Origin of the sequence: Leclercia sp. UBA1284, assembly GCF_002308415.1 — a bacterium.
Taxonomy (GTDB): domain Bacteria; phylum Pseudomonadota; class Gammaproteobacteria; order Enterobacterales; family Enterobacteriaceae; genus Enterobacter; species Enterobacter pneumoniae.
In genome coordinates this window covers 181579-200803 of the sequence record NZ_DBUS01000002.1, presented here as the reverse complement: position 1 = coordinate 200803, position 19225 = coordinate 181579, and the positions used below count along the sequence as shown (strand labels likewise).

At 54.9% G+C, this 19225-nt stretch carries 24 protein-coding genes; 5 read left to right on the top strand and 19 right to left on the bottom strand.

Going from position 1 to position 19225, the window contains the following annotated elements:
* The 9 genes from B3511_RS01385 to fkpA all read right to left on the bottom strand — a co-directional run.
* Nucleotides 1–180 (bottom strand): GTP-binding protein (locus B3511_RS01385; RefSeq protein ID WP_023994387.1); only part of this gene is annotated, 180 nt, incomplete at its 3' end.
* Nucleotides 181–249: 69 nt separating this feature from the next.
* Nucleotides 250–2364: an elongation factor G gene (gene fusA / locus B3511_RS01380; protein WP_286767810.1), complete on the bottom strand. Its 2115-nt coding sequence runs from the start codon at nucleotides 2362–2364 to the stop codon at nucleotides 250–252.
* Between the two features lie 96 nt (nucleotides 2365–2460).
* Nucleotides 2461–2931 carry a 30S ribosomal protein S7 gene (gene rpsG, locus B3511_RS01375; protein WP_004106370.1) on the bottom strand — a complete coding sequence of 157 codons (471 nt, stop codon included), beginning with the start codon at nucleotides 2929–2931 and terminating at the stop codon, nucleotides 2461–2463.
* A 96-nt stretch (nucleotides 2932–3027) separates the two neighbouring features.
* Nucleotides 3028–3402, bottom strand: a complete 375-nt coding sequence (gene rpsL / locus B3511_RS01370; protein ID WP_000246815.1) for a 30S ribosomal protein S12 — start codon at nucleotides 3400–3402, stop codon at nucleotides 3028–3030.
* A 124-nt stretch (nucleotides 3403–3526) separates the two neighbouring features.
* On the bottom strand, nucleotides 3527–3814 hold the full coding sequence (gene tusB / locus B3511_RS01365; protein WP_046886731.1) for a sulfurtransferase complex subunit TusB: 288 nt from the start codon (nucleotides 3812–3814) through the stop codon (nucleotides 3527–3529).
* 7 nt (nucleotides 3815–3821) lie between these two features.
* Nucleotides 3822–4181 carry a sulfurtransferase complex subunit TusC gene (gene tusC, locus B3511_RS01360; RefSeq protein WP_040078346.1) on the bottom strand — a complete coding sequence of 120 codons (360 nt, stop codon included), beginning with the start codon at nucleotides 4179–4181 and terminating at the stop codon, nucleotides 3822–3824.
* The gene (gene tusD / locus B3511_RS01355) at nucleotides 4181–4567 is read right to left on the bottom strand and encodes a sulfurtransferase complex subunit TusD (RefSeq protein WP_286766584.1); all 387 of its coding nucleotides are present in this window, start codon (nucleotides 4565–4567) and stop codon (nucleotides 4181–4183) included. The genes tusC and tusD overlap by 1 nt, the downstream gene beginning before the upstream one ends.
* Nucleotides 4567–5289, bottom strand: coding sequence for a helix-turn-helix transcriptional regulator (locus B3511_RS01350; protein WP_040078344.1), 723 nt, complete (start codon nucleotides 5287–5289; stop codon nucleotides 4567–4569). Before B3511_RS01350 ends, tusD begins: the two co-directional genes overlap by 1 nt.
* A gap of 166 nt (nucleotides 5290–5455) precedes the next feature.
* A complete protein-coding gene (gene fkpA, locus B3511_RS01345; RefSeq protein WP_040078343.1) occupies nucleotides 5456–6277 on the bottom strand; it encodes an FKBP-type peptidyl-prolyl cis-trans isomerase in 822 nt (273 codons plus the stop codon).
* Nucleotides 6278–6496: 219 nt separating this feature from the next.
* On the opposite strand from fkpA, the gene B3511_RS01340 reads away from it, so the two are divergent.
* Nucleotides 6497–6715, top strand: coding sequence for a protein SlyX (locus B3511_RS01340; protein ID WP_040078342.1), 219 nt, complete (start codon nucleotides 6497–6499; stop codon nucleotides 6713–6715).
* Between the two features lie 48 nt (nucleotides 6716–6763).
* Here the strand turns inward: B3511_RS01340 and slyD are convergent, their stop codons facing one another.
* From slyD to kefG, 4 genes are all read right to left on the bottom strand, one after another.
* Nucleotides 6764–7354, bottom strand: coding sequence for a peptidylprolyl isomerase (gene slyD, locus B3511_RS01335; RefSeq protein ID WP_040078341.1), 591 nt, complete (start codon nucleotides 7352–7354; stop codon nucleotides 6764–6766).
* A gap of 94 nt (nucleotides 7355–7448) precedes the next feature.
* Nucleotides 7449–7649, bottom strand: coding sequence for a YheV family putative zinc ribbon protein (locus tag B3511_RS01330; RefSeq protein ID WP_003861689.1), 201 nt, complete (start codon nucleotides 7647–7649; stop codon nucleotides 7449–7451).
* 13 nt (nucleotides 7650–7662) lie between these two features.
* On the bottom strand, nucleotides 7663–9468 hold the full coding sequence (gene kefB, locus B3511_RS01325) for a glutathione-regulated potassium-efflux system protein KefB (protein WP_046886733.1): 1806 nt from the start codon (nucleotides 9466–9468) through the stop codon (nucleotides 7663–7665).
* Entirely contained in the window at nucleotides 9468–10022 is a 555-nt protein-coding gene (gene kefG / locus B3511_RS01320; protein WP_286766568.1) for a glutathione-regulated potassium-efflux system ancillary protein KefG, read from the bottom strand. Before kefG ends, kefB begins: the two co-directional genes overlap by 1 nt.
* Nucleotides 10023–10160: 138 nt before the next feature.
* On the opposite strand from kefG, the gene B3511_RS01315 reads away from it, so the two are divergent.
* The 4 genes from B3511_RS01315 (at nucleotide 10161) to B3511_RS01300 (ending at nucleotide 14589) form a co-directional block, all read left to right on the top strand.
* Nucleotides 10161–12065: an ABC transporter ATP-binding protein gene (locus tag B3511_RS01315; RefSeq protein WP_040078336.1), complete on the top strand. Its 1905-nt coding sequence runs from the start codon at nucleotides 10161–10163 to the stop codon at nucleotides 12063–12065.
* A gap of 15 nt (nucleotides 12066–12080) precedes the next feature.
* The gene (locus B3511_RS01310; protein ID WP_040078335.1) at nucleotides 12081–13022 is read left to right on the top strand and encodes a LysR family transcriptional regulator; all 942 of its coding nucleotides are present in this window, start codon (nucleotides 12081–12083) and stop codon (nucleotides 13020–13022) included.
* A 113-nt stretch (nucleotides 13023–13135) separates the two neighbouring features.
* Nucleotides 13136–14293, top strand: a complete 1158-nt coding sequence (locus tag B3511_RS01305; protein ID WP_286766567.1) for a hypothetical protein — start codon at nucleotides 13136–13138, stop codon at nucleotides 14291–14293.
* Nucleotides 14290–14589: a DUF6966 domain-containing protein gene (locus B3511_RS01300; RefSeq protein WP_286766565.1), complete on the top strand. Its 300-nt coding sequence runs from the start codon at nucleotides 14290–14292 to the stop codon at nucleotides 14587–14589. The genes B3511_RS01305 and B3511_RS01300 overlap by 4 nt, the downstream gene beginning before the upstream one ends.
* A gap of 102 nt (nucleotides 14590–14691) precedes the next feature.
* Here the strand turns inward: B3511_RS01300 and mdcH are convergent, their stop codons facing one another.
* From mdcH to mdcC, 6 genes are all read right to left on the bottom strand, one after another.
* On the bottom strand, nucleotides 14692–15588 hold the full coding sequence (gene mdcH, locus B3511_RS01295) for a malonate decarboxylase subunit epsilon (protein WP_286766564.1): 897 nt from the start codon (nucleotides 15586–15588) through the stop codon (nucleotides 14692–14694).
* Nucleotides 15588–16205 carry a malonate decarboxylase holo-ACP synthase gene (locus B3511_RS01290; RefSeq protein ID WP_212478426.1) on the bottom strand — a complete coding sequence of 206 codons (618 nt, stop codon included), beginning with the start codon at nucleotides 16203–16205 and terminating at the stop codon, nucleotides 15588–15590. The genes mdcH and B3511_RS01290 overlap by 1 nt, the downstream gene beginning before the upstream one ends.
* A 2-nt stretch (nucleotides 16206–16207) precedes the next feature.
* The gene (locus B3511_RS01285; RefSeq protein WP_046886741.1) at nucleotides 16208–17167 is read right to left on the bottom strand and encodes an AEC family transporter; all 960 of its coding nucleotides are present in this window, start codon (nucleotides 17165–17167) and stop codon (nucleotides 16208–16210) included.
* A 123-nt stretch (nucleotides 17168–17290) separates the two neighbouring features.
* Nucleotides 17291–18091, bottom strand: a complete 801-nt coding sequence (gene mdcE / locus B3511_RS01280; protein ID WP_040078329.1) for a biotin-independent malonate decarboxylase subunit gamma — start codon at nucleotides 18089–18091, stop codon at nucleotides 17291–17293.
* On the bottom strand, nucleotides 18091–18924 hold the full coding sequence (locus tag B3511_RS01275) for a biotin-independent malonate decarboxylase subunit beta (RefSeq protein WP_040078328.1): 834 nt from the start codon (nucleotides 18922–18924) through the stop codon (nucleotides 18091–18093). Before B3511_RS01275 ends, mdcE begins: the two co-directional genes overlap by 1 nt.
* Complete coding sequence (mdcC, locus tag B3511_RS01270) at nucleotides 18917–19216, bottom strand: malonate decarboxylase acyl carrier protein (RefSeq protein WP_006177845.1); 300 nt, start codon at nucleotides 19214–19216, stop codon at nucleotides 18917–18919. The genes B3511_RS01275 and mdcC overlap by 8 nt, the downstream gene beginning before the upstream one ends.
* Nucleotides 19217–19225 lie beyond the last annotated feature (9 nt).

Sequence of the window (19225 nt, the reverse complement as noted above, 5' to 3'; positions counted from 1 at the left end):
ACCACGCGCTTTTTCTTCTGGTGCGTTATCGATCTGGTCGAATGCACGAGCAGCACCGCCGTAGGTTTTAGCCAGTACGGTAGTGATTGCAGCGGTCAGAGTAGTTTTACCGTGGTCAACGTGGCCGATAGTACCAACGTTGACGTGCGGTTTTGTACGTTCAAATTTTTCTTTAGACACGGCTATATTCCTTACTATAGTGCTCTCCCCTCTGGAGAGAGCACGGGACTTAGGTTTTAATCCTGTGGATTATTTACCACGGGCTTCGATAACGGCCTGAGCAACGTTGTTCGGTGCATCATCATACTTCAGGAATTCCATGGTGTATGATGCACGACCTTTGGTCAGAGAACGCAGCTGAGTTGCATATCCGAACATTTCAGACAGCGGAACTTCAGCGTGGATCTTAACGCCAGTCACATCGGATTCTTGACCACGCAGCATACCGCGACGACGGCTCAAGTCACCGATAACGTCACCGGTGTTCTCTTCCGGAGTTTCTACTTCAACCTTCATGATTGGCTCAAGCAGAACTGGTTTCGCTTTCTTAAAGCCATCTTTAAAGGCAAGAGAAGCAGCCAGTTTAAACGCCAGTTCAGAGGAGTCAACGTCGTGGTAAGAACCGAAGTGCAGACGGATACCAATGTCTACTACCGGGTAACCTGCCAGCGGACCAGACTTCAGCTGCTCCTGGATGCCTTTATCAACGGCAGGGATGTATTCGCCAGGAATTACACCACCTTTGATGTCGTTGATGAACTCGTAACCTTTCGGATTAGAGCCCGGCTCCAGTGGGTACATGTCGATCACAACGTGACCGTACTGACCGCGACCACCAGACTGCTTAGCGTGTTTACCTTCGATATCGGTAACTTTAGAACGAATCGCTTCACGGTAAGCAACCTGAGGTTTACCTACGTTCGCTTCAACGTTGAATTCACGCTTCATACGGTCAACGATGATATCCAGGTGAAGTTCACCCATACCAGCGATGATGGTCTGGTTAGATTCTTCGTCAGTCCATACGCGGAAGGACGGGTCTTCTTTCGCCAGACGGCCCAGAGCCAGACCCATTTTTTCCTGGTCAGCTTTGGTTTTAGGTTCAACGGCGATGGAGATTACCGGCTCAGGGAATTCCATACGCTCCAGAATGATCGGGTGATCCGGGTTACACAGGGTGTCACCGGTGGTCACGTCTTTCAGACCGATAGCCGCAGCGATATCGCCCGCGCGAACTTCTTTGATCTCTTCACGTTTGTTAGCGTGCATCTGTACGATACGGCCGAAACGCTCACGAGCTGCTTTCACGGAGTTCAGGATGGTGTCACCGGAGTTAACCACACCAGAGTACACGCGGAAGAACGTCAGGTTACCCACGAACGGGTCGGTAGCGATTTTGAACGCCAGTGCAGAGAACGGCTCGTCATCACTTGCGTGACGCTCAGCCGGAGTATCTTTACCGTCGTCCAGGATACCGTTGATCGCAGGAACGTCTACTGGGGATGGCAGGTAATCAATTACCGCATCCAGCATTGCCTGAACACCTTTGTTCTTGAACGCAGAACCGCAGGTTACCAGGATGATTTCGTTGTTCAGAACGCGCTGACGCAGAGCTTTTTTGATCTCTTCTTCAGTCAGTTCTTCACCACCCAGGTATTTCTCCATCAGCTCTTCAGATGCTTCAGCTGCGGATTCGATCAGGTTCTGGTGCCATTCGTCAGCCAGGTCCTGCATGTCAGCCGGGATATCTTCGTATTCGAAGGTCACGCCTGCATCTGCTTCGTTCCAGTTGATGGCTTTCATTTTCACCAGGTCAACAACACCGGTGAAACCTTCTTCAGCACCAATTGCCAGCTGCAGCGGAACAGGGTTCGCGCCCAGACGGGATTTGATCTGACCAACAACTTTCAGGAAGTTAGCACCCATACGGTCCATTTTGTTAACGAACGCGATGCGTGGAACTTTATATTTGTTAGCCTGACGCCATACGGTCTCAGACTGTGGCTGAACACCACCAACTGCGCAGTAAACCATTACTGCACCATCAAGAACACGCATGGAACGTTCTACTTCGATAGTGAAGTCAACGTGGCCCGGGGTGTCGATGATGTTTACGCGATGCGGTTCATACTGCTTAGCCATACCAGACCAGAATGCAGTAGTCGCAGCGGAAGTGATGGTGATACCACGTTCCTGCTCCTGCTCCATCCAGTCCATGGTAGCTGCGCCGTCATGAACTTCACCGATTTTGTGGTTTACACCGGTGTAGAACAGAATACGTTCGGTAGTAGTGGTTTTACCGGCGTCGATGTGCGCACTGATACCGATGTTACGGTAGCGTGCGATGGGTGTTGTACGAGCCATTTGATTCCTCGTTTGTTTCTTTAGGCGTTCAGTTAAGTTACCCAGAGCGGGCGGCTTCTCTGAAGCGCCCGCCTGGTGACTACGACTCCGAAGGGATTACCAACGGTAGTGTGCGAACGCCTTGTTGGCTTCTGCCATACGGTGAACGTCTTCACGTTTCTTAACTGCAGTACCTTTGTTGTCTGCAGCATCAGAAAGTTCGTTCGCCAGACGCAGAGCCATGGATTTATCACCGCGTTTACGAGCAGCTTCAACGATCCAACGCATTGCCAGAGCATTACGACGAACCGGACGAACTTCAACTGGAACCTGATAAGTAGAACCACCAACGCGGCGGGACTTAACTTCTACAGTTGGGCGAACGTTGTCGAGAGCGACTTCGAAAGCTTCCAGTTCATTTTTACCAGAACGCTGAGCCAGGGTCTCAAGCGCGCTGTATACGATTGCTTCTGCAGTAGATTTTTTACCATCTACCATCAGGATATTTACAAATTTTGCCAGCAGTTCTGATCCGAATTTCGGATCTGGAAGGATTTTACGCTGACCAATGACGCGACGACGTGGCATGGGAATACTCCGTTGTTAATTCAGGATTGTCCAAAACTCTAAGAGTTTAGTGTGACATTAAGATAAATCAGTTTGGCCTTACTTAACGGAGAACCATTAAGCCTTAGGACGCTTCACGCCGTACTTGGAGCGAGCCTGCTTACGGTCTTTAACACCAGAGCAGTCGAGCGCACCACGAACGGTGTGGTAACGAACACCCGGAAGGTCTTTAACACGACCGCCACGGATCAGGATCACGGAGTGCTCCTGCAGGTTGTGACCTTCACCACCGATGTAGGAAGTCACTTCAAAACCGTTAGTCAAACGCACACGGCATACTTTACGCAGTGCGGAGTTTGGTTTCTTAGGAGTGGTGGTATATACACGAGTACATACGCCACGTTTCTGCGGGCAGGCTTCCAGCGCAGGCACGTTGCTTTTTGCAACTTTGCGAGCGCGTGGTTTGCGTACCAGCTGGTTAACTGTTGCCATTAAATAGCTCCTGGTTTTAGCTTTTGCTTCGTAAACACGTAATAAAACGACCTCATACAATATGAGGACGCGAAATTTTAGGGCTACGTCGAAAAGGTGTCAAGAAATATACAGCGATCTCAAATCACCAGTTCATTTGACTGGTATGCGTAACTGCAAGATCAACGAAATCAGTATAGCCAACTACGTCAATTTTGGTTGAAATTTGACCAGCCAGCCCTCGCGCGTCAAGGTCATCTTTGAGCGCATAGACCTTAATGGGGGCGTTAGTGATATTTTCAACGTAACGACTGCCTGCAATTGCGGCCAATACGCCGTCCTGAATTAGCAACAGAGCATCGCCGTCGCGCAACATTCTCAGTAATCCGTCAATGTCGCACTGCCAGGGTGAACGGCTCAGAGTATGGAGCATGGCGGCCTCAGAAGGTTAAAACGGTATCGTAATGAGAAAGTTCTTCGCGTAAGCGGTCGGATGTCAGCCGTGTCGCATCCAGAACCAGCGGCGTCTCGTCGTCCAGCCCGCGCTCTCGCATTGACGTGGAACAGATCCAGAAGGTCTCGATATCATAGAGAGGCAGTACCTTAAACGTGGCGATATAGTCGCGCATCAATATCGTCTGGGGCTGCTGTCCGGCGAGAAGTTGAAATACACCGTCGCCAATAAAGAAGACGCCAATCTCCTCCGTCAGTGCGGAAGTGGCAAGCAGTGCATCCAGCCCTTCCCTGCCAGCAGCATTGCCATGCGGAGCGGAAGTAAAAACAAAAGCCACGCGATTCATCAGAATTGCACCATGCGGTCACAGGTTAATGCGGCTTGCGCCAGGGCGCCTAATCCGCTGAGAGTGAAACCCGGCTGCAGATTGGCGCCCGCCAGGCCCAGACGTTCGGCTTCTGTGGCGTCGGCAATACCACGGCGCAACGCCGCAGCCACACAAATGTGTAGCGCGACACCGGAATCTTGATGTAGGGCTTGCCAGCCACGCACCAGATCAAATTCATCGCTGGCAGGCGAAGTGAGCTGGTTAGCGTTATAGACGCCTTCACGATAGAAAAACACACTTATGAGCTCATGGCCGGCTTCCAGAAGTGCGCGGGCAAACTGCAGCGCGCTGCTTGCCTGCTGAGTGCCATAAGCCGGGCCGGTCACCATCAACGCAAAACGCATTACTTCTCTTGTCCCACAAAGTCGCCGCTTTTGAACTGACGGATGTAGAGGTACACCGTGTGTTTGGAGATATTCAGGCGATCCGCAACCTGGTTAATCGCATCTTTAATGTCAAAGATGCCTTTCTCGTAGAGATTGAGCACGATCTGGCGATTTTTAGCATTGTTAGAAACATTGCGATCGGCATTAACCTCTTCGATGGTGAATTCCAGCGTCTGGGTGACGAGATCTTCAACGGACGAGGCGAAGTTAACGGAAGAGCCCACGTCAGGCGTTTCCGGCGGAATAAAGGTGTTCATGATTTGCGAGAACGGAACGTCAAGGTTCATGTTGATACAGAGCAAACCAATGACGCGCTGTTCGCGGTTACGGATAGCGATAGTGACCGACTTCATCAGCACGCCGCTTTTGGCGCGTGTGAAATAGCATTTGGAGACGCTACTGTCCGCGCCGGTCATGTCGTGCAGCATACGCAGTGCAAGGTCGGTGATTGGCGATCCAATTTTACGGCCGGTATGCTCACCATTAGCAATGCGGATGGCAGAACATTTCAGATCTTGCAGGGAGTGCAATACGATTTCGCAGTGGGACCCAATGAGCATCGCTAACCCGTCCACTACCGCCTCGTAGGATTTCAGAATATCGAAATCGGTCTGATCGAAAGGACGCTGATCCAGCAGATCGAGCTCACTGGTTTCGTTGGTTAAAAGCGACCTGGTCATGAAAAAAACACTCCTTTTCAGGAGCCTGTCGGTAGGTTTTCAGGGCAGGCTCATCATTTACACGGACAACTAAATTAATACAGCGTAGGTAAGGCTTTCCAGTGTTAATTGACTCTGCCCCGGAATAAAAAAAACCGCCGCCTGGAAGGCGGCGGGTTTCGCAGTTTTATTTCTTCGCTGCGTCTGCAGCTTTAGCATCTGCTGCAGCTTCAGGCTTGGCATCCGCCTTCGGTGCGGGTTTGATGTCCAGCAGCTCTACGTCAAAGACCAGCGTAGAGTTAGCCGGAATACCCGGAACGCCGGTTTTACCGTAAGCCAGATCCGGTGGGATGACCAGCTTGATTTTGCCGCCTTTCTTAATGTTTTTCAGGCCTTCTGTCCAGCCAGGGATAACACCATCCAGACGGAAGGAGAGCGGTTCACCACGGGTGTAAGAGTTATCAAACTCTTTACCGTCGATCAGAGTACCTTTGTAGTTAACGACCACGGTGTCGCTGTCTTTAGGTGCGTCGCCGGTACCTTCTTTCTCAACTTTGTAGACCAGGCCGGTAGAAGAGGTTTTTACGCCCTTCTCTTTCGCAAAGGTGTCACGATAGGCTTTACCTTTGGTTTCGTTCTCGGCTGAATCTTTTTCCATCTTCTCTTGTGCAGCGCCTTTCACACGCGCTTCAAAAGCCTGGAGAGTTTGTTCAATTTCCTGATCGGACAGTTTGCTCTTATCAGCAAAGGCGTCCTGAACACCGGCAATCAGCTGCGCCTGATCCAGTTTGATGCCCAGTTTTTCCTGCTCTTTGAGAGAGTTTTCCATATAACGCCCCAGAGATGCTCCGAGCGCATAGGCTGATTTCTGGTCGTCATTTTTGAACGCCGCTTTGCTGTCTGCAGCAGCAGCTGGTTTCGCAGCGGTATCTGCAGCGAAAGACAGCGGTGCATTCAGCGCGACAGCCATAGTGGTTGCCAGCAGCGTTACTTTAAACAGTGATTTCATCCATATCTCCAGGGACCAGGGCCTCTCACCCCAGTGTTAAATGTAAATGAGTTGCGTACTATAAAACGTTGCGGAAGAAATCTACAGACAGACTCCCCCGAAACTCGATTCTTTTCAGACTATTTTTGTTTAAATTAGTTTCTTACTCGCAGCATGATTACTGCGAACCGGACCAAAGTCAGTTAATATTCCGCGCCAGACTGAACAACGAGGTGAATCATGCAGGATACAACAATGGAAGCGAGACTGGCGGAGCTGGAAAGTCGGCTGGCTTTTCAGGAGATCACCATCGAAGAGCTGAACCAGACGGTCACGGCCCACGAACTTGAAATGGCAAAATTGCGCGACCTGCTACGCTTGCTGACGGAAAAGATCAAGGCGACCCAGCCTTCCCATATTGCTTCCCAGTCTGAAGAGACCCCCCCTCCTCATTATTGAGACGTAAAAAAAGCGGGATAATCCCGCTTTTTTATTACCTGCAAGGTATTAGTGGCAACCGCAGCCGCCGTTACCGCAACCACCTTTACCGTGGTCGTGACCATGGTCGTGATCGTGGCCGTGGCCACCGCAGCAACCGTCGTGACCGTGATCATGATCGTGGTCATGACCGTGCGCACCGTGAACGTGGCCATGAGCCAGCTCTTCTTCGGTCGCTTCGCGGATCGCAACAACTTCAACGTTGAACTTCAGGTTCTGGCCAGCCAGCATGTGGTTGCCATCAACAACAACGTGGTCGTCTTCAACTTCGGTGATTTCAACCGGTACTGGACCCTGGTCGGTTTCTGCCAGGAAGCGCATGCCAACCTGCAGCTCATCAACGCCCATAAATACATCTTTAGGAACACGCTGAACCAGATTCTCATCGTACTGACCGTAAGCGTCGTTTGCGCCAACAGCAACATCGAATTTATCGCCAACTTCATGACCGTCCAGCGCGGTTTCCAGGCCGGAGATCAGGGAACCGTGACCATGCAGGTAGTCCAGCGGCGCACTCACCGGAGACTCATCAACCAATACACCGTCTTCTGTACGTACCTGATAGGCCAGGCTGACCACCAGGTCTTTTGCTACTTTCATGATATCTCCTGAGCGTGGGAAAATTGCTGGCGCAGATTGTAACGGAAATCTGCACCTGTGTACCCTTTAGCTTAAAAAAACTCGGGGCATATCGCTAGTCCGGATGGAAAATGCCGATCACTTGCTCTTCTTTGCGAACGTGATCGCGGGCCTCTTTGTCAGCCTCGCGCATCTGGTGGCCGCACTTAACACACTCAACGATATCAATATTATTCTCGCGCCACATCGCCAGCGTGTCTTGCGCCTGGCAGGATGGGCATTTTGCGCCCGCGATAAAGCGTTTACGTACAGCCATCTTTCGTTACCCTTTATTCAAATTCATCCCAGCCGTCCAGTTGGCGTCGTTCCTGCTGCATCTCACGCTGAAAAATCTCTTCCAGTTCACGCCGGGCTTCCCGCGCGCGGGAGATTTGCACCGTGTCGGTATGCACTGGCATCAGTTCACGCAACATACGCATATCCAGACGACGAAAATGCAGTTGCGCGCGCTGGGCCTGATGCGGGTGCATGCCGAGGGTAACCAGCGTTTTGCGCCCCAACTCCAGCGCACTGGAGAAGGTCTCGCGGGAGAACTGTTTTACCCCCGCCTGTAGTAGCTCATGGGCCTCTACGCGACCCCGCGCGCGGGCCAGAATATGCAGATGCGGAAAATGCTGCTGGCAGATCTCCACCAGCTTCATGGTGTCTTCAGGCTCATTACAAGTAATCACAATGGATTCCGCCGCTTCAGCCCCGGCAGAACGCAACAGCTCAACCTGAGTCGCATCACCGTAATAGACCTTATAGCCATATTTGCGCATCAAATTCACCGCGCTAATGTCGCGCTCGAGCACGGTGATCCGCATCTTATTCGCCATCAACAGACGCCCAATCACCTGACCAAATCGCCCAAAGCCCACCACGATCACCTGCGGTTTGTCGTCTTCGACCCATGGTGTCTCGTCTTCATCCTCAGAAGGATTAAACTGCCGGGAGAGCTGTCTATCGATCAATTTCATCAGCAGAGGCGTGGTCATCATCGATAAGGTCACGGTCACCAGCAGCAGCGCCATCTGATCATGCTGGAACAAACGCTGGGAAGATGCTGTGGAGAAGAGCACAAAAGCGAACTCACCGCCCTGGCTTAATACGCCAGCAAACTGCATTCTTTCAGAATTGCGCAGGCCATAGATTCGCGCAAGCAAATAGAGCACCAGGGTTTTTACTGCCACCAGCAAGGCTACGCCTACCACGACCAGCAGCAGATGGGTATAGAGCACCCCCAGATTCAGCGCCATGCCCACGGAGATAAAGAACAACCCCAGCAGCAAGCCCTTAAACGGATCGATTGCCATCTCCAGCTCATGGCGATACTCGCTCTCCGCCAGCAGCACCCCGGCAATAAAGGTGCCCAGCGCCATAGACAGCCCCAGGGCATCCATAAACAGGGCCGAGCCTAATACCAGCAGCAGCGTGGCGGCGGTAAAGACTTCGCGCACGCCGGACGCGGCAATAAAGCGAAATACCGGCCGTAGCAGATAGCGTCCACCAATCAACATGCCAATAAACGCCAGCACTTTCATGCCAACCTTCATCCAGTCGAAATGGTCATCGCCGGAGCCGGCCAGCAGCGGTACCAGCGCCAGCGCCGGAATCACCGCCAGGTCCTGAAAGAGCAATACCGAGAAGCCCAGTTGCCCGGCTTCGTTACGGTTCATCCCTTTTTCACGCATAAGCTGCAATGCCATCGCCGTGGAGGACATGGCCAGGCCAATGCCGCCGATGACAGCCGCCTGCCAGGAGAAATCGGTGAGCATCAACAGGCCACCCAGCACCGCTGCGCTACAGAGCACCTGCGCTGCGCCCACACCAAAAATCGAGCGCCGCAATTGCCACAACTTCGCCGGGTTGAGTTCAAGGCCGATGATAAACATCAGGAATACGACGCCAAGCTCGGAGAAATGCAGAATTTCATCGACATCGCTAATGAAGCCTAGCCCCCAGGGGCCAATGGCGATGCCGGCCAGCAGATAACCCAGCACCGCACCAATACCCAGCCGCGCGGCCAGCGGCACGGCGACCACCGCCGCAAATAAGAATAAAACGCCTGCCAGTAACAGATCGGAACCTTCCATCAGCGGCCTCCCGTCGGCAGGGGGTCAGCCAGCCAGTCACCATAGGCTTTGGCATGGCTTGCCAGCGTTTGCGGCTGCTGCCGACGCGCCCAGTAGATAATAATCGGACTGAGCCAGTGCATATGGCACATGGCCGCCGTTAGCTCAAAAGGCCGCAGAATGTCGCTCATGGGATAACGGTTAAGCCCATCGTGACGGTAGGCGCTCTCCGGCTCGCCAGTAGTGATCACGTTCCGCCAGTACTTTCCCGCCAGCTGATTGCCCCCCACGCCGCTGGAGAAACCCCGGCTGAGGACGCGGTCCAGCCACTCTTTCAGCAACGCCGGGCAGCTATAGGTATAAAGCGGATGCTGGAAGACAATCACATCATGCTGACGCAGGAGTTCTTGCTCATAGGGAATATCAATAAAGAAATCAGGATAGTGCGCGTAGAGATCGTGCACTGTGACGTTGCTGAGCTGGGTCGCCGGCTTAAGCAGTACCCGGTTCGCCACCGAGTCCTGAGATTCCGGATGGGCATACAGCAGCAGCACTTTGGCTGTCTGAGACATCATTCCCCTCCCGGTAAGGTTTCTGTTTTTGTGTATCGTTGTTGTTTTGGGCTACCATGGCGGCCCGGTGCGGCGGCAAATGGTCCACACCTTACATTATCATAATGACAAATTAACATAGTCGGAACATACGGCGCTTCTATGATTGTTTTCTCCTCGTTACAAATTCGTCGCGGCGTGCGCGTCCTGCTGGACAATGCTACTGCCACCATCAACCCTGGCCAGAAGGTCGGGCTGGTCGGCAAAAACGGCTGCGGTAAATCCACCCTGCTGGCGCTGCTGAAAAACGAGATTAGCGCTGACGGCGGCAACTTTACCTACCCCGGAAACTGGCAGCTCGCCTGGGTTAACCAGGAGACGCCCGCGCTGAGCGAACCGGCGCTCGACTATGTGATTGACGGCGACCGTGAATACCGCAAGCTGGAAGCGGAGCTCAATGCCGCAAACGAGCGCAACGACGGCCACGCTATCGCCACCGTTCACGGCAAGCTGGACGCCATCGACGCGTGGACCATCCGCTCCCGCGCCTCCAGTCTTCTGCACGGCCTGGGCTTTAGCAACGACCAGCTCGAACGCCCGGTGAGCGACTTCTCCGGCGGCTGGCGTATGCGCCTTAACCTGGCGCAGGCGCTGATTTGCCGCTCTGATTTACTGCTCCTTGATGAACCGACCAACCACCTCGATCTCGATGCGGTTATTTGGCTGGAGAAGTGGCTCAAGAGCTATCAGGGCACTCTGATTCTGATTTCCCACGACCGCGACTTCCTCGATCCGGTGGTGGATAAAATTATCCATATCGAACAGCAAACGATGTTCGAATACACCGGCAACTACAGCTCCTTCGAGCGCCAGCGTGCAACGCGTCTTGCCCAGCAACAATCGATGTATGAAAGCCAGCAGCAGCGCGTGGCGCACCTGCAGAGCTTTGTCGATCGTTTCAAAGCGAAAGCTTCGAAGGCCAAGCAGGCGCAAAGCCGCATTAAGATGCTGGAACGCATGGAGATGATTGCGCCTGCGCACGTCGATAACCCGTTCCACTTCAGCTTCCGCGCGCCGGAGAGCCTGCCGAACCCGCTGCTGAAGATGGAAAAGGTCAGCGCAGGCTACGGCGAGCGTACGATTCTCGACTCTATCAAGCTCAACCTGGTGCCGGGTTCACGTATTGGTCTGCTGGGGCGTAACGGTGCAGGTAAATCAACGCTGATCAAACTGCTGGCGGGCGAGCTTAACCCGGTCAGCGGCGAAATCGGTCTGGCAAAGGGCATTAAGCTTGGCTACTTCGCCCAGCACCAGCTGGAATTTTTACGCGCGGATGAATCGCCGATTCAGCATCTGGCGCGGCTGGCACCGCAGGAGATGGAGCAGAAGCTGCGCGACTACCTCGGCGGGTTTGGTTTCCAGGGCGATAAAGTCACTGAGAATACCGAGCGCTTCTCCGGGGGGGAAAAAGCCCGTCTGGTGCTGGCGCTGATCGTATGGCAGCGTCCGAACCTGCTGCTGCTCGATGAACCGACCAACCACCTGGATCTCGACATGCGTCAGGCGCTAACCGAAGCGCTGATTGAATTTGAAGGCGCGCTGGTGGTGGTCTCGCACGATCGTCACCTGATCCGCTCCACCACGGACGATCTCTACCTCGTGCACGACGGCAAGGTCGAACCGTTCGACGGCGACCTGGAAGACTATCAGCAGTGGCTGACAGACGTACAGAAGCAGGAAAACCAACCGGACGAGTCGGCAAAAGACAACGCCAACAGCGCGCAGGCGCGTAAAGACCAGAAGCGCCGGGAAGCGGAACTGCGCACCCAGACGCAACCGCTGCGTAAAGAGATCGCGCGTCTGGAAAAAGAGATGGAAAAGCTCAACGCAACGCTTGCGGCCGTTGAAGAGAAGCTGGGCGACAGCGAGCTGTACGATCAGAGCCGCAAGGCCGAGCTGACGGACTGCCTGCAAACCCAGGCCAAAACCAAATCCAGCCTCGAAGAGTGTGAGATGGCGTGGCTAGACGCCCAGGAACAGCTGGAAGCGATGCTACAGGCCGACTAAACCGCCGGGAGGAGTATGAGTTTCGATACCACGAGCGACATTACATTTCGCAAGCTCAGCATCTTCATGACGTTCATGGAGAAGGGCAATATCGCGCGTACCGCCGAAACTCTGGGCCTCAGCGGCGTCAGCGTGCACCGCGCGCTGCACACCCTGGAAGAGAACGTGCGCTGCCCACTCTTCACCCATAAGGGGCGCAACCTGATTGCGCTCCCCTCCGCCTGGACGCTGCTGGAGTATTGCCAGGAGGTGATGCAGGTCATGGCGCGCGGCGTGGAAGAGTCCCGTAAGATTGCCGGTATAGGTCAGGGGCGGCTGCGCGTCGGCACGCTTTATTCGCTAACGCTGGAGACCGTGCCGCGCCTGATCATGGGCATGAAGCTGCGCCGTCCGGATCTGGAGATGGATCTGACGATGGGCTCCAACGAAACGTTACTGCATATGCTGGACGAAGGCTCGCTGGACGCGATTTTAATCTCCATTTCCGAAAGCGATATCGATCGTAACAGTCTTGAAGTGCTTCCTCTGTTCCACGACGACATTTTCCTTGCCGCACCGGCGTCTGCGTCCCTCAACACCGGCGAGCTGGCCGACCTGCGTGATTATAAAGATCAGAAATTCGTCGCGCTGGCAGAAGGGTTCGCCACCTACGCCGGGTTCCAGGAAGCGTTCCACATCGCCGGATTCGAGCCGGAAATCGTCACGCGCGTGAACGACATTTTCTCAATGCTGAGCCTGGTACAGGCGGGGGTCGGTTTTACGCTGATGCCGGGCAGGATGAAGAAGGTGTATGAGAACTCGGTTCAGCTACTGAAGCTGGCGCAGCCGTATCAGATGCAGCAGTTGATCGCCATCGTCTTTGCCCGCAACCGCGAGCAGGATCCCAGCCTGCGCGCACTGGCCGCCGAAGGGCGGATGTATGCGCGAAGCCTCACAGCAGATACCTCGGCCCCGTAAGCCTGGTGCATTCCCCCTGTTCCAGGGTTTACTAAAACTGAACGCCACGTTTGACTTATCATCCGTCATCTCTGAATATCCACAAAAACAACATGGCTTATAGCAGGAACAGGATGTTCACACTCTATATGAAATGGGATGCGGGCTGTGATCTAGCACCGGGTGATATTCAGTTCATCCTCACGCCACGCGATGCACTGGAAATGGCAAACGTATTTTATGAACTGGATTATCTAAAATATGACCCTCAAACCCGTTTTCAACATTTTACCATCCCCAGGCGACGTGACGGCGTATACCACCGCTTCGCGGCACAGCCATACAAACGCAAGCGCCACATTGAATACGACGGCCTTTATGATGAAGTAAAATGGAATCTAGAGCATGGCTGGATGGTTGGCGTAAACACCGCAGAGAAGTGGGACCGTTTCCGCAACCCCTTCTTCTTCGATGACGACGGTAATCTGGTTTATGACTGTTTCATGGACAGCTATAGCGACAGTTTCCAGCGAGAAGTACGGAATATTTACGAACATTGCCTGAACGCACACCCGGGACGAAAACCTGCTCCGACCATTAAACAACATGATTCCGATGCTCCCGTACAGCACGCACAGGCCACCAAAACCATTAACAGCAAAGCAGCCGGACGATTACTGGCGGCAGGTGGAATCTACAACGGCAACATTGAAGGCTTTAGGCAAACAGCGGAGCAACTTGGTGGTGATGCGCCAGCCGGATACACTGAAGTCATGGACAATAAGGGGCTAATCATTGCTGGCGCTTCTGTCGCTGCGGGATTAGGTGTCGGGAAATTCGGAATAGTTAATGAAATATCGGAACTAAAAAGTCTGCATGCATTAGGTAAGGTGGAGGGAGAATACACGCTTTTAAACCCGGGCCCTTTACCGAAAGAGTTGGCAGAAACATTTTCCAGTGGAACATACAAAGAGATAACTCTAACGTCCGATATAATTTTTTATAGAGGTGGTAGCGCGGGCCGGGCATTAGGTCAGTTTTTCGGTTACGAACAACCTCAGGGCGTACTCCAGACCAGGGTAGATAAAGCACTTCTCCCCCAATGGCCTAATGGCAGCACATCCCCTCTTGATAGCTATCATGAAATTCAAATACCCGCCGGAACAAAAGTTTATGTAGGTGAGGTGGGATATCAAACAGCTCTTTTTTCCGGGGGGACGGAGCAAGTAGTTGTACGTGAACCGTGGGAAATACCTGGTGTTAAAATACTGAGTAGTGGGGGTTTAAAATGATAAATGAAATAAAGAAAACGTTAACCAATATTATTAGCATACTGCGCTCAAACAATGAGAATGCATGGGCCAAAACCTTTGAGAATCTTGGTAGTGAACTTGACGTCGACTGTGAAACTACAATATTCGCATTAAAAAAAGTTTACGGTGGAATGGGATCATTTAACGATATTGTTCTTCACAAAAATGGGCTACCGCTCCGTAAAGAGAATAACGAGCTGGAAGATTTGCGTCATAGGCTTTACCAGCAACTTGAGCAGGCAAACGATTTAATTAAAAAAGGGTGTTTACTCTAACACTCGTCATCAGCGTCGCTGACGCATGCTCAGGGAGATATCCACCCTGAGCTATAAGTGCCTAACTTGCCTTACGTTTTTCGAAAGAGCCGTTGGGAAAACTCACCGCTTAAGCCGCCCCGCCAAATGGACCGCTACCTCAACCCCGCTGCGTTCCAGCGATATAGACTCCCCTTCCCACGCCGCCTGGCGCGTTAAGCAGGTCAATATGCCGCCGGGCGGCATCTCAATAGCCAGTCGCGCGTCGCGTTCGTTGGCTGAAATGACTGCCTCCTGCCAGCGCACGGTGCGGGCCATATTCATCGCCAGATCGTCGGCGATCTTCTCCGGCTGCCACAGTACGCGGCCGGTGCTGCCGCTAAGATAGGCTAAGCGTGGGCGAGAAAGCGTCACGTTTTCAAACGCCGCCACCAGCTTCTGCGCCGGTTCCGCCAGCAGTGCGCAGTGCGATGGTACGCTGACCGCCAGTCGTTTGGCCTTGCTCGCCCCTTTCGCCAGCGCGCGCTCGGCGACCTGCGCCATCCCGTCATCGCGTCCGGCGATCACGATCTGCGTTTCGGCGTTCAGGTTCGCAATATAGGTTCCGGTGCCTTCGATAAGCTGTTCCACCTGCGGCAGGGTCAAGCCCATAATCGCCGTCAGGCCATAGCCGTGCGGATACGCCTGCTCCATTACATCGCCACGCAGCGCGACCAGCCTGAGCGCGTCGGTGAAATCCAGCGCGCCCGCGATAACCGCCGCCGGGTATGCGCCAATGGAGAGCCCGCTGACGATATCCGGCGTTACGCCGCGTCGCTCAAGCTCGCGCGCCCAGGCGACACCGGCTATCAGCAGCGAAAGCTGCACCGCGCGGGTATGGGATAACGAAGCAGCGCTATCCAGCGTATCAACCTCCGCCCCCAATACCTCGCGCGCCTGTGCCAGCTCGGTGCCCGGCAGGTTTTGCAGCATGCCTTCATGCTGCGTGCCCTGCCCCGGAAAAGTAAACAGTATTTTCATCACGCCTCCCTGTGCCACGGGTCCGTCACCAGACGCGGCCCGCGGCGTGTTTTCAGCAGCGTTTTGCCGTCGCGCAGCCACTCCGCCAGCGCAAAGCCGCCCTCGGGCGTATCCACCTGCGTATCTGCCCGGCACAGCGCGCGGCTAAGCTGGGCTTGCCAGGCAGCAAACGCATCGGGGGAGAGAGGCTGCGGCGCGCGGATCAGCAGGTCGAGATCGCTGTCGGCATGGATAACCGGAATGCCGGTTGCCAGCGCGTAACCGGTGCTGCCGGTAATGCCCCACGACCACGGCCACGGCTGCTGGGAAAGTTGCAGCGCCACCTGAACCGGCGGCTGCGTCACAAAGGGCGAGCGCAGCAGATCGGCCGTTACGCTCAGTGATTCAGGCGACACCACACGCAACACGTTTTCTGGCTTCACCCATCCGGCCGCCCGCTGGTCGCGGCGCAATCCGCGCACGCCAACGGGAATACGGCCTTCGCTATCAACATCACGCCGCACCACGACCGGCAGGCCTGTATGCCAGGCCGCCTCCACCCAGGATTCGGTGATGCCTTCCAGCGCGTCACGCGCGGTAAGCCAGATGAGGTCGTGGGGGCGTAATGTTGTGGTCATGATTACATTCCTGAAGTCAACGAGATAAACAGCGGCAGCGACAGGATACACAGTACGGAGCTTAACAGCAGCACGGCTTCCGCATCCGGTGACTGCACGCCAAAGCGGTTACCGAACACCACGCCGAAGAAGCCCGCGGACAGCGCAATCATCAGGATAGCGGTGATCGCCACAGAACCGTGCAGACCGAAGATTAAAACGATACCCCAGGCAATCGCAGGCTGGATCAGCAGCTTGGCGATGGTGGAGGTGATCACCATGGTGTTGATCTGCAGCTTACGGGCAGAGAGGATCACCCCGGTCAGGAACAGCGCAGCTGCGGTGGCAGACAGCCCCAGCGGTTTGATCGCCGCGAGAACCAGTTCCGGCATTTTGATGCCGATAGCGGAGAGGATCACCCCCAGCAGCGGGCCCATAACGATCGGTTTTTTAATCGAGCGCCACATCAGCACCGGCAGCATGGAGAGGGTTGAGCCGGAGTTATTCCCTTCGGCGCGCGCTTTTTCACGCTCAAGGATCAGCAGGCAGAACGGCGTCATCAGTACGGAGCCGCAGGCGATGGAGACCGCCACAGAGAGCGAGGTAGAAGAACTTTCACCCAGCACGCTGCCCAGGATTGGCAGGCCGAGCGCCGCATAGTTCGGCAGGGCGACGGTCAGCGTCAGCACGGCCGCATCCTGCGGAGATTTTTTAAAGACGTTGGTGGCGAGGAAATAGATGGCCGCATAGGTTATCCACATCGCCAGAGTCAGCACCAGAATCAGCGGCGACTGGGCCACGATGCCGGTCCACGGCGTTTGCACGGTGGCGCTGAACAGCGCGGCAGGCAGTGCAAAATCCATGACGAAAATATTAAGCAGGGAAACATTTTTGTTATCGACCATCTTTGCCTTACCGGCCCAGAATCCCAGCAGCATGATGACGAAAATCGGTGCAAGAGCATGAACAATTACGTAAGTCATAAATCACCTGTAGTAAAAAAGTTTAAGCACTGGCGCGATGTTTATTATTTTCAGGATGCAGCCTCCCGTGTGGGCGCAACGGGTGCGCCCACGGGGACGTGCATCTGGCAGGTCTCTTTTTACTTACCAGCTGGCTCGCATGCGTTCGCGAACGAGTGCCGAGCTGCGGCGATTGTCAGCGCCTAAGCGGTTTTTCAGGGTGGCGTCCTGACGCGCGTCGTTGATGGCCTGTTGCAGCGTGGTTTTCACCTGCGCCAGATCGTTATCGGTTGGGGCATCCGGGTTGTTGATATCCAGCAGGCTGGAAAGCAGCCCCAGCGTGGCGTAGTTGCTGATGTCATACGCCATCGGCGGAATAGTGGCCGCCAGTTTTTCCAGCGCCTCCACGGTACGCAGGGTGATACGCGCCGCAGATTCTTTACCCATCGCGTGGATCAGCACCCCTTTGTCGTTGAAGGCGATCAGGCGGTTAGCCTGGTAACCGTGCGCCAGAAACGCGCCGGACATCGCTTTACCGACAATCAGGCCAATCACCGGATGACCGGCCAGGCGCGCGTTAGCGTAGGCCGCAGCGGCACCGGCCAGCGCCTGGTGAATACCAAACGCCTCTTCACGACGACCATAGGCCTGACTTGGGACGTCAATCACCGCCACAATCGGGCGTTTAACGGCTTTATCGGCATCAGCGGCAACGGTTTCGCTGACCACTTTTGCCAGCGTCCAGCCTTCAAGCAGGCCCACTTCGCCCTGCGCGGCACGCGGATAGTGGTTGTTGGCATCCGGAACGACGGCGACAAAACGTACCGTTTCACCGTTAAGCTCACCGTCTGCGGCCTGCACGGACGGGCAGAGCCCTTCCAGACGTTTGGCGTTCGGGGCGAGGGTTTCCAGCCAGAGTTCGCCACGGCTCATTGAATTACTCATCATTTCACCTCCCGTGCAAAAAGCGCTTTGATCTGTTCGGCATCGGCCTGTTTGCGGGTGTCGAAATTGGTCAGACGGTTCAGGTAATCGTCGTAGTTATCTGTACGGTGTTTCGCCGGCACGCCTTTCGCCATCGCGTCGTTCATTGCTGCTTTCACCGCGTTCACGCCGTCACCTACCAGCGCATCCACCAGGCCGCTTTCATAGCGCACTTCGCCGCCGGTCATGCTCCAGATAAACGGACGGTCGCGGGAGTCGTACTCTTCAATCCCCGCCTCCTGTTCGATAACCTGTGGGCCGTTCAGGCCAAGACGCGCTTCGCGGGTCACAATCAGGTAGCTGCACAGCGCTGCGGCGATGGACATACCACCGAAGCAGCCCACGGTCCCGGCCACAATGCCGATCACCGGCGTGTAGCGACGCAGATCGACAATCGCCGCGTGGATATCGGCAATCGCCGCCAGGCCCAGGTTGGCTTCCTGCAAGCGCACGCCGCCGGTTTCGAGGCACAGCACCGCCTGAGTCGGGATGCCGTTGCGGTTATCTTCCGCCGCCAGCTCCAGCGCCGCCGCCATTTTGGCACCGGACACTTCGCCCATACTGCCGCCCTGGAACGCGCCTTCGATGGCAACTACCACGGCAGGCTGACCGTTGATGGTCCCTTTCGCTACCACCATGCCGTCGTCAGCCTGCGGCACAATCCCCTGCGGCCCCAGCCACGGAGAAATAATGCCTTCAAACGGATCCAGCAGTTCGCGGTAGCTGCCGTCATCCAGCAGCGCCTGCGCACGCTGGCGTGCTTTTAGTTCGATAAAGCTGCTGTCATCACGCATGGCTCACCCCCTCAAAAACCTGTTCGATACGAATGCGCGCCACGCCCGGCGTCGCGCCGAAGTCGTGGATGGTCAGTTTGCCTGCGGGCAGGCTGCTGACGGTTTGCAGGCGGGTAAACAGGGCTTCCCAGCGACCGCGGCTGTTGTCGACGGAAGTGGTGATATCAATGGTTAACGTCTGGCCCGGTTCGGCGGCGAACAGCACCTCCATATCCCCGGAACCGACAACCCCTGCCAGCGCCTTACCGCTTAACGCGCGGCTGGCGGGCATGGTTAATGTGATTTTTTCCATAACATCCTC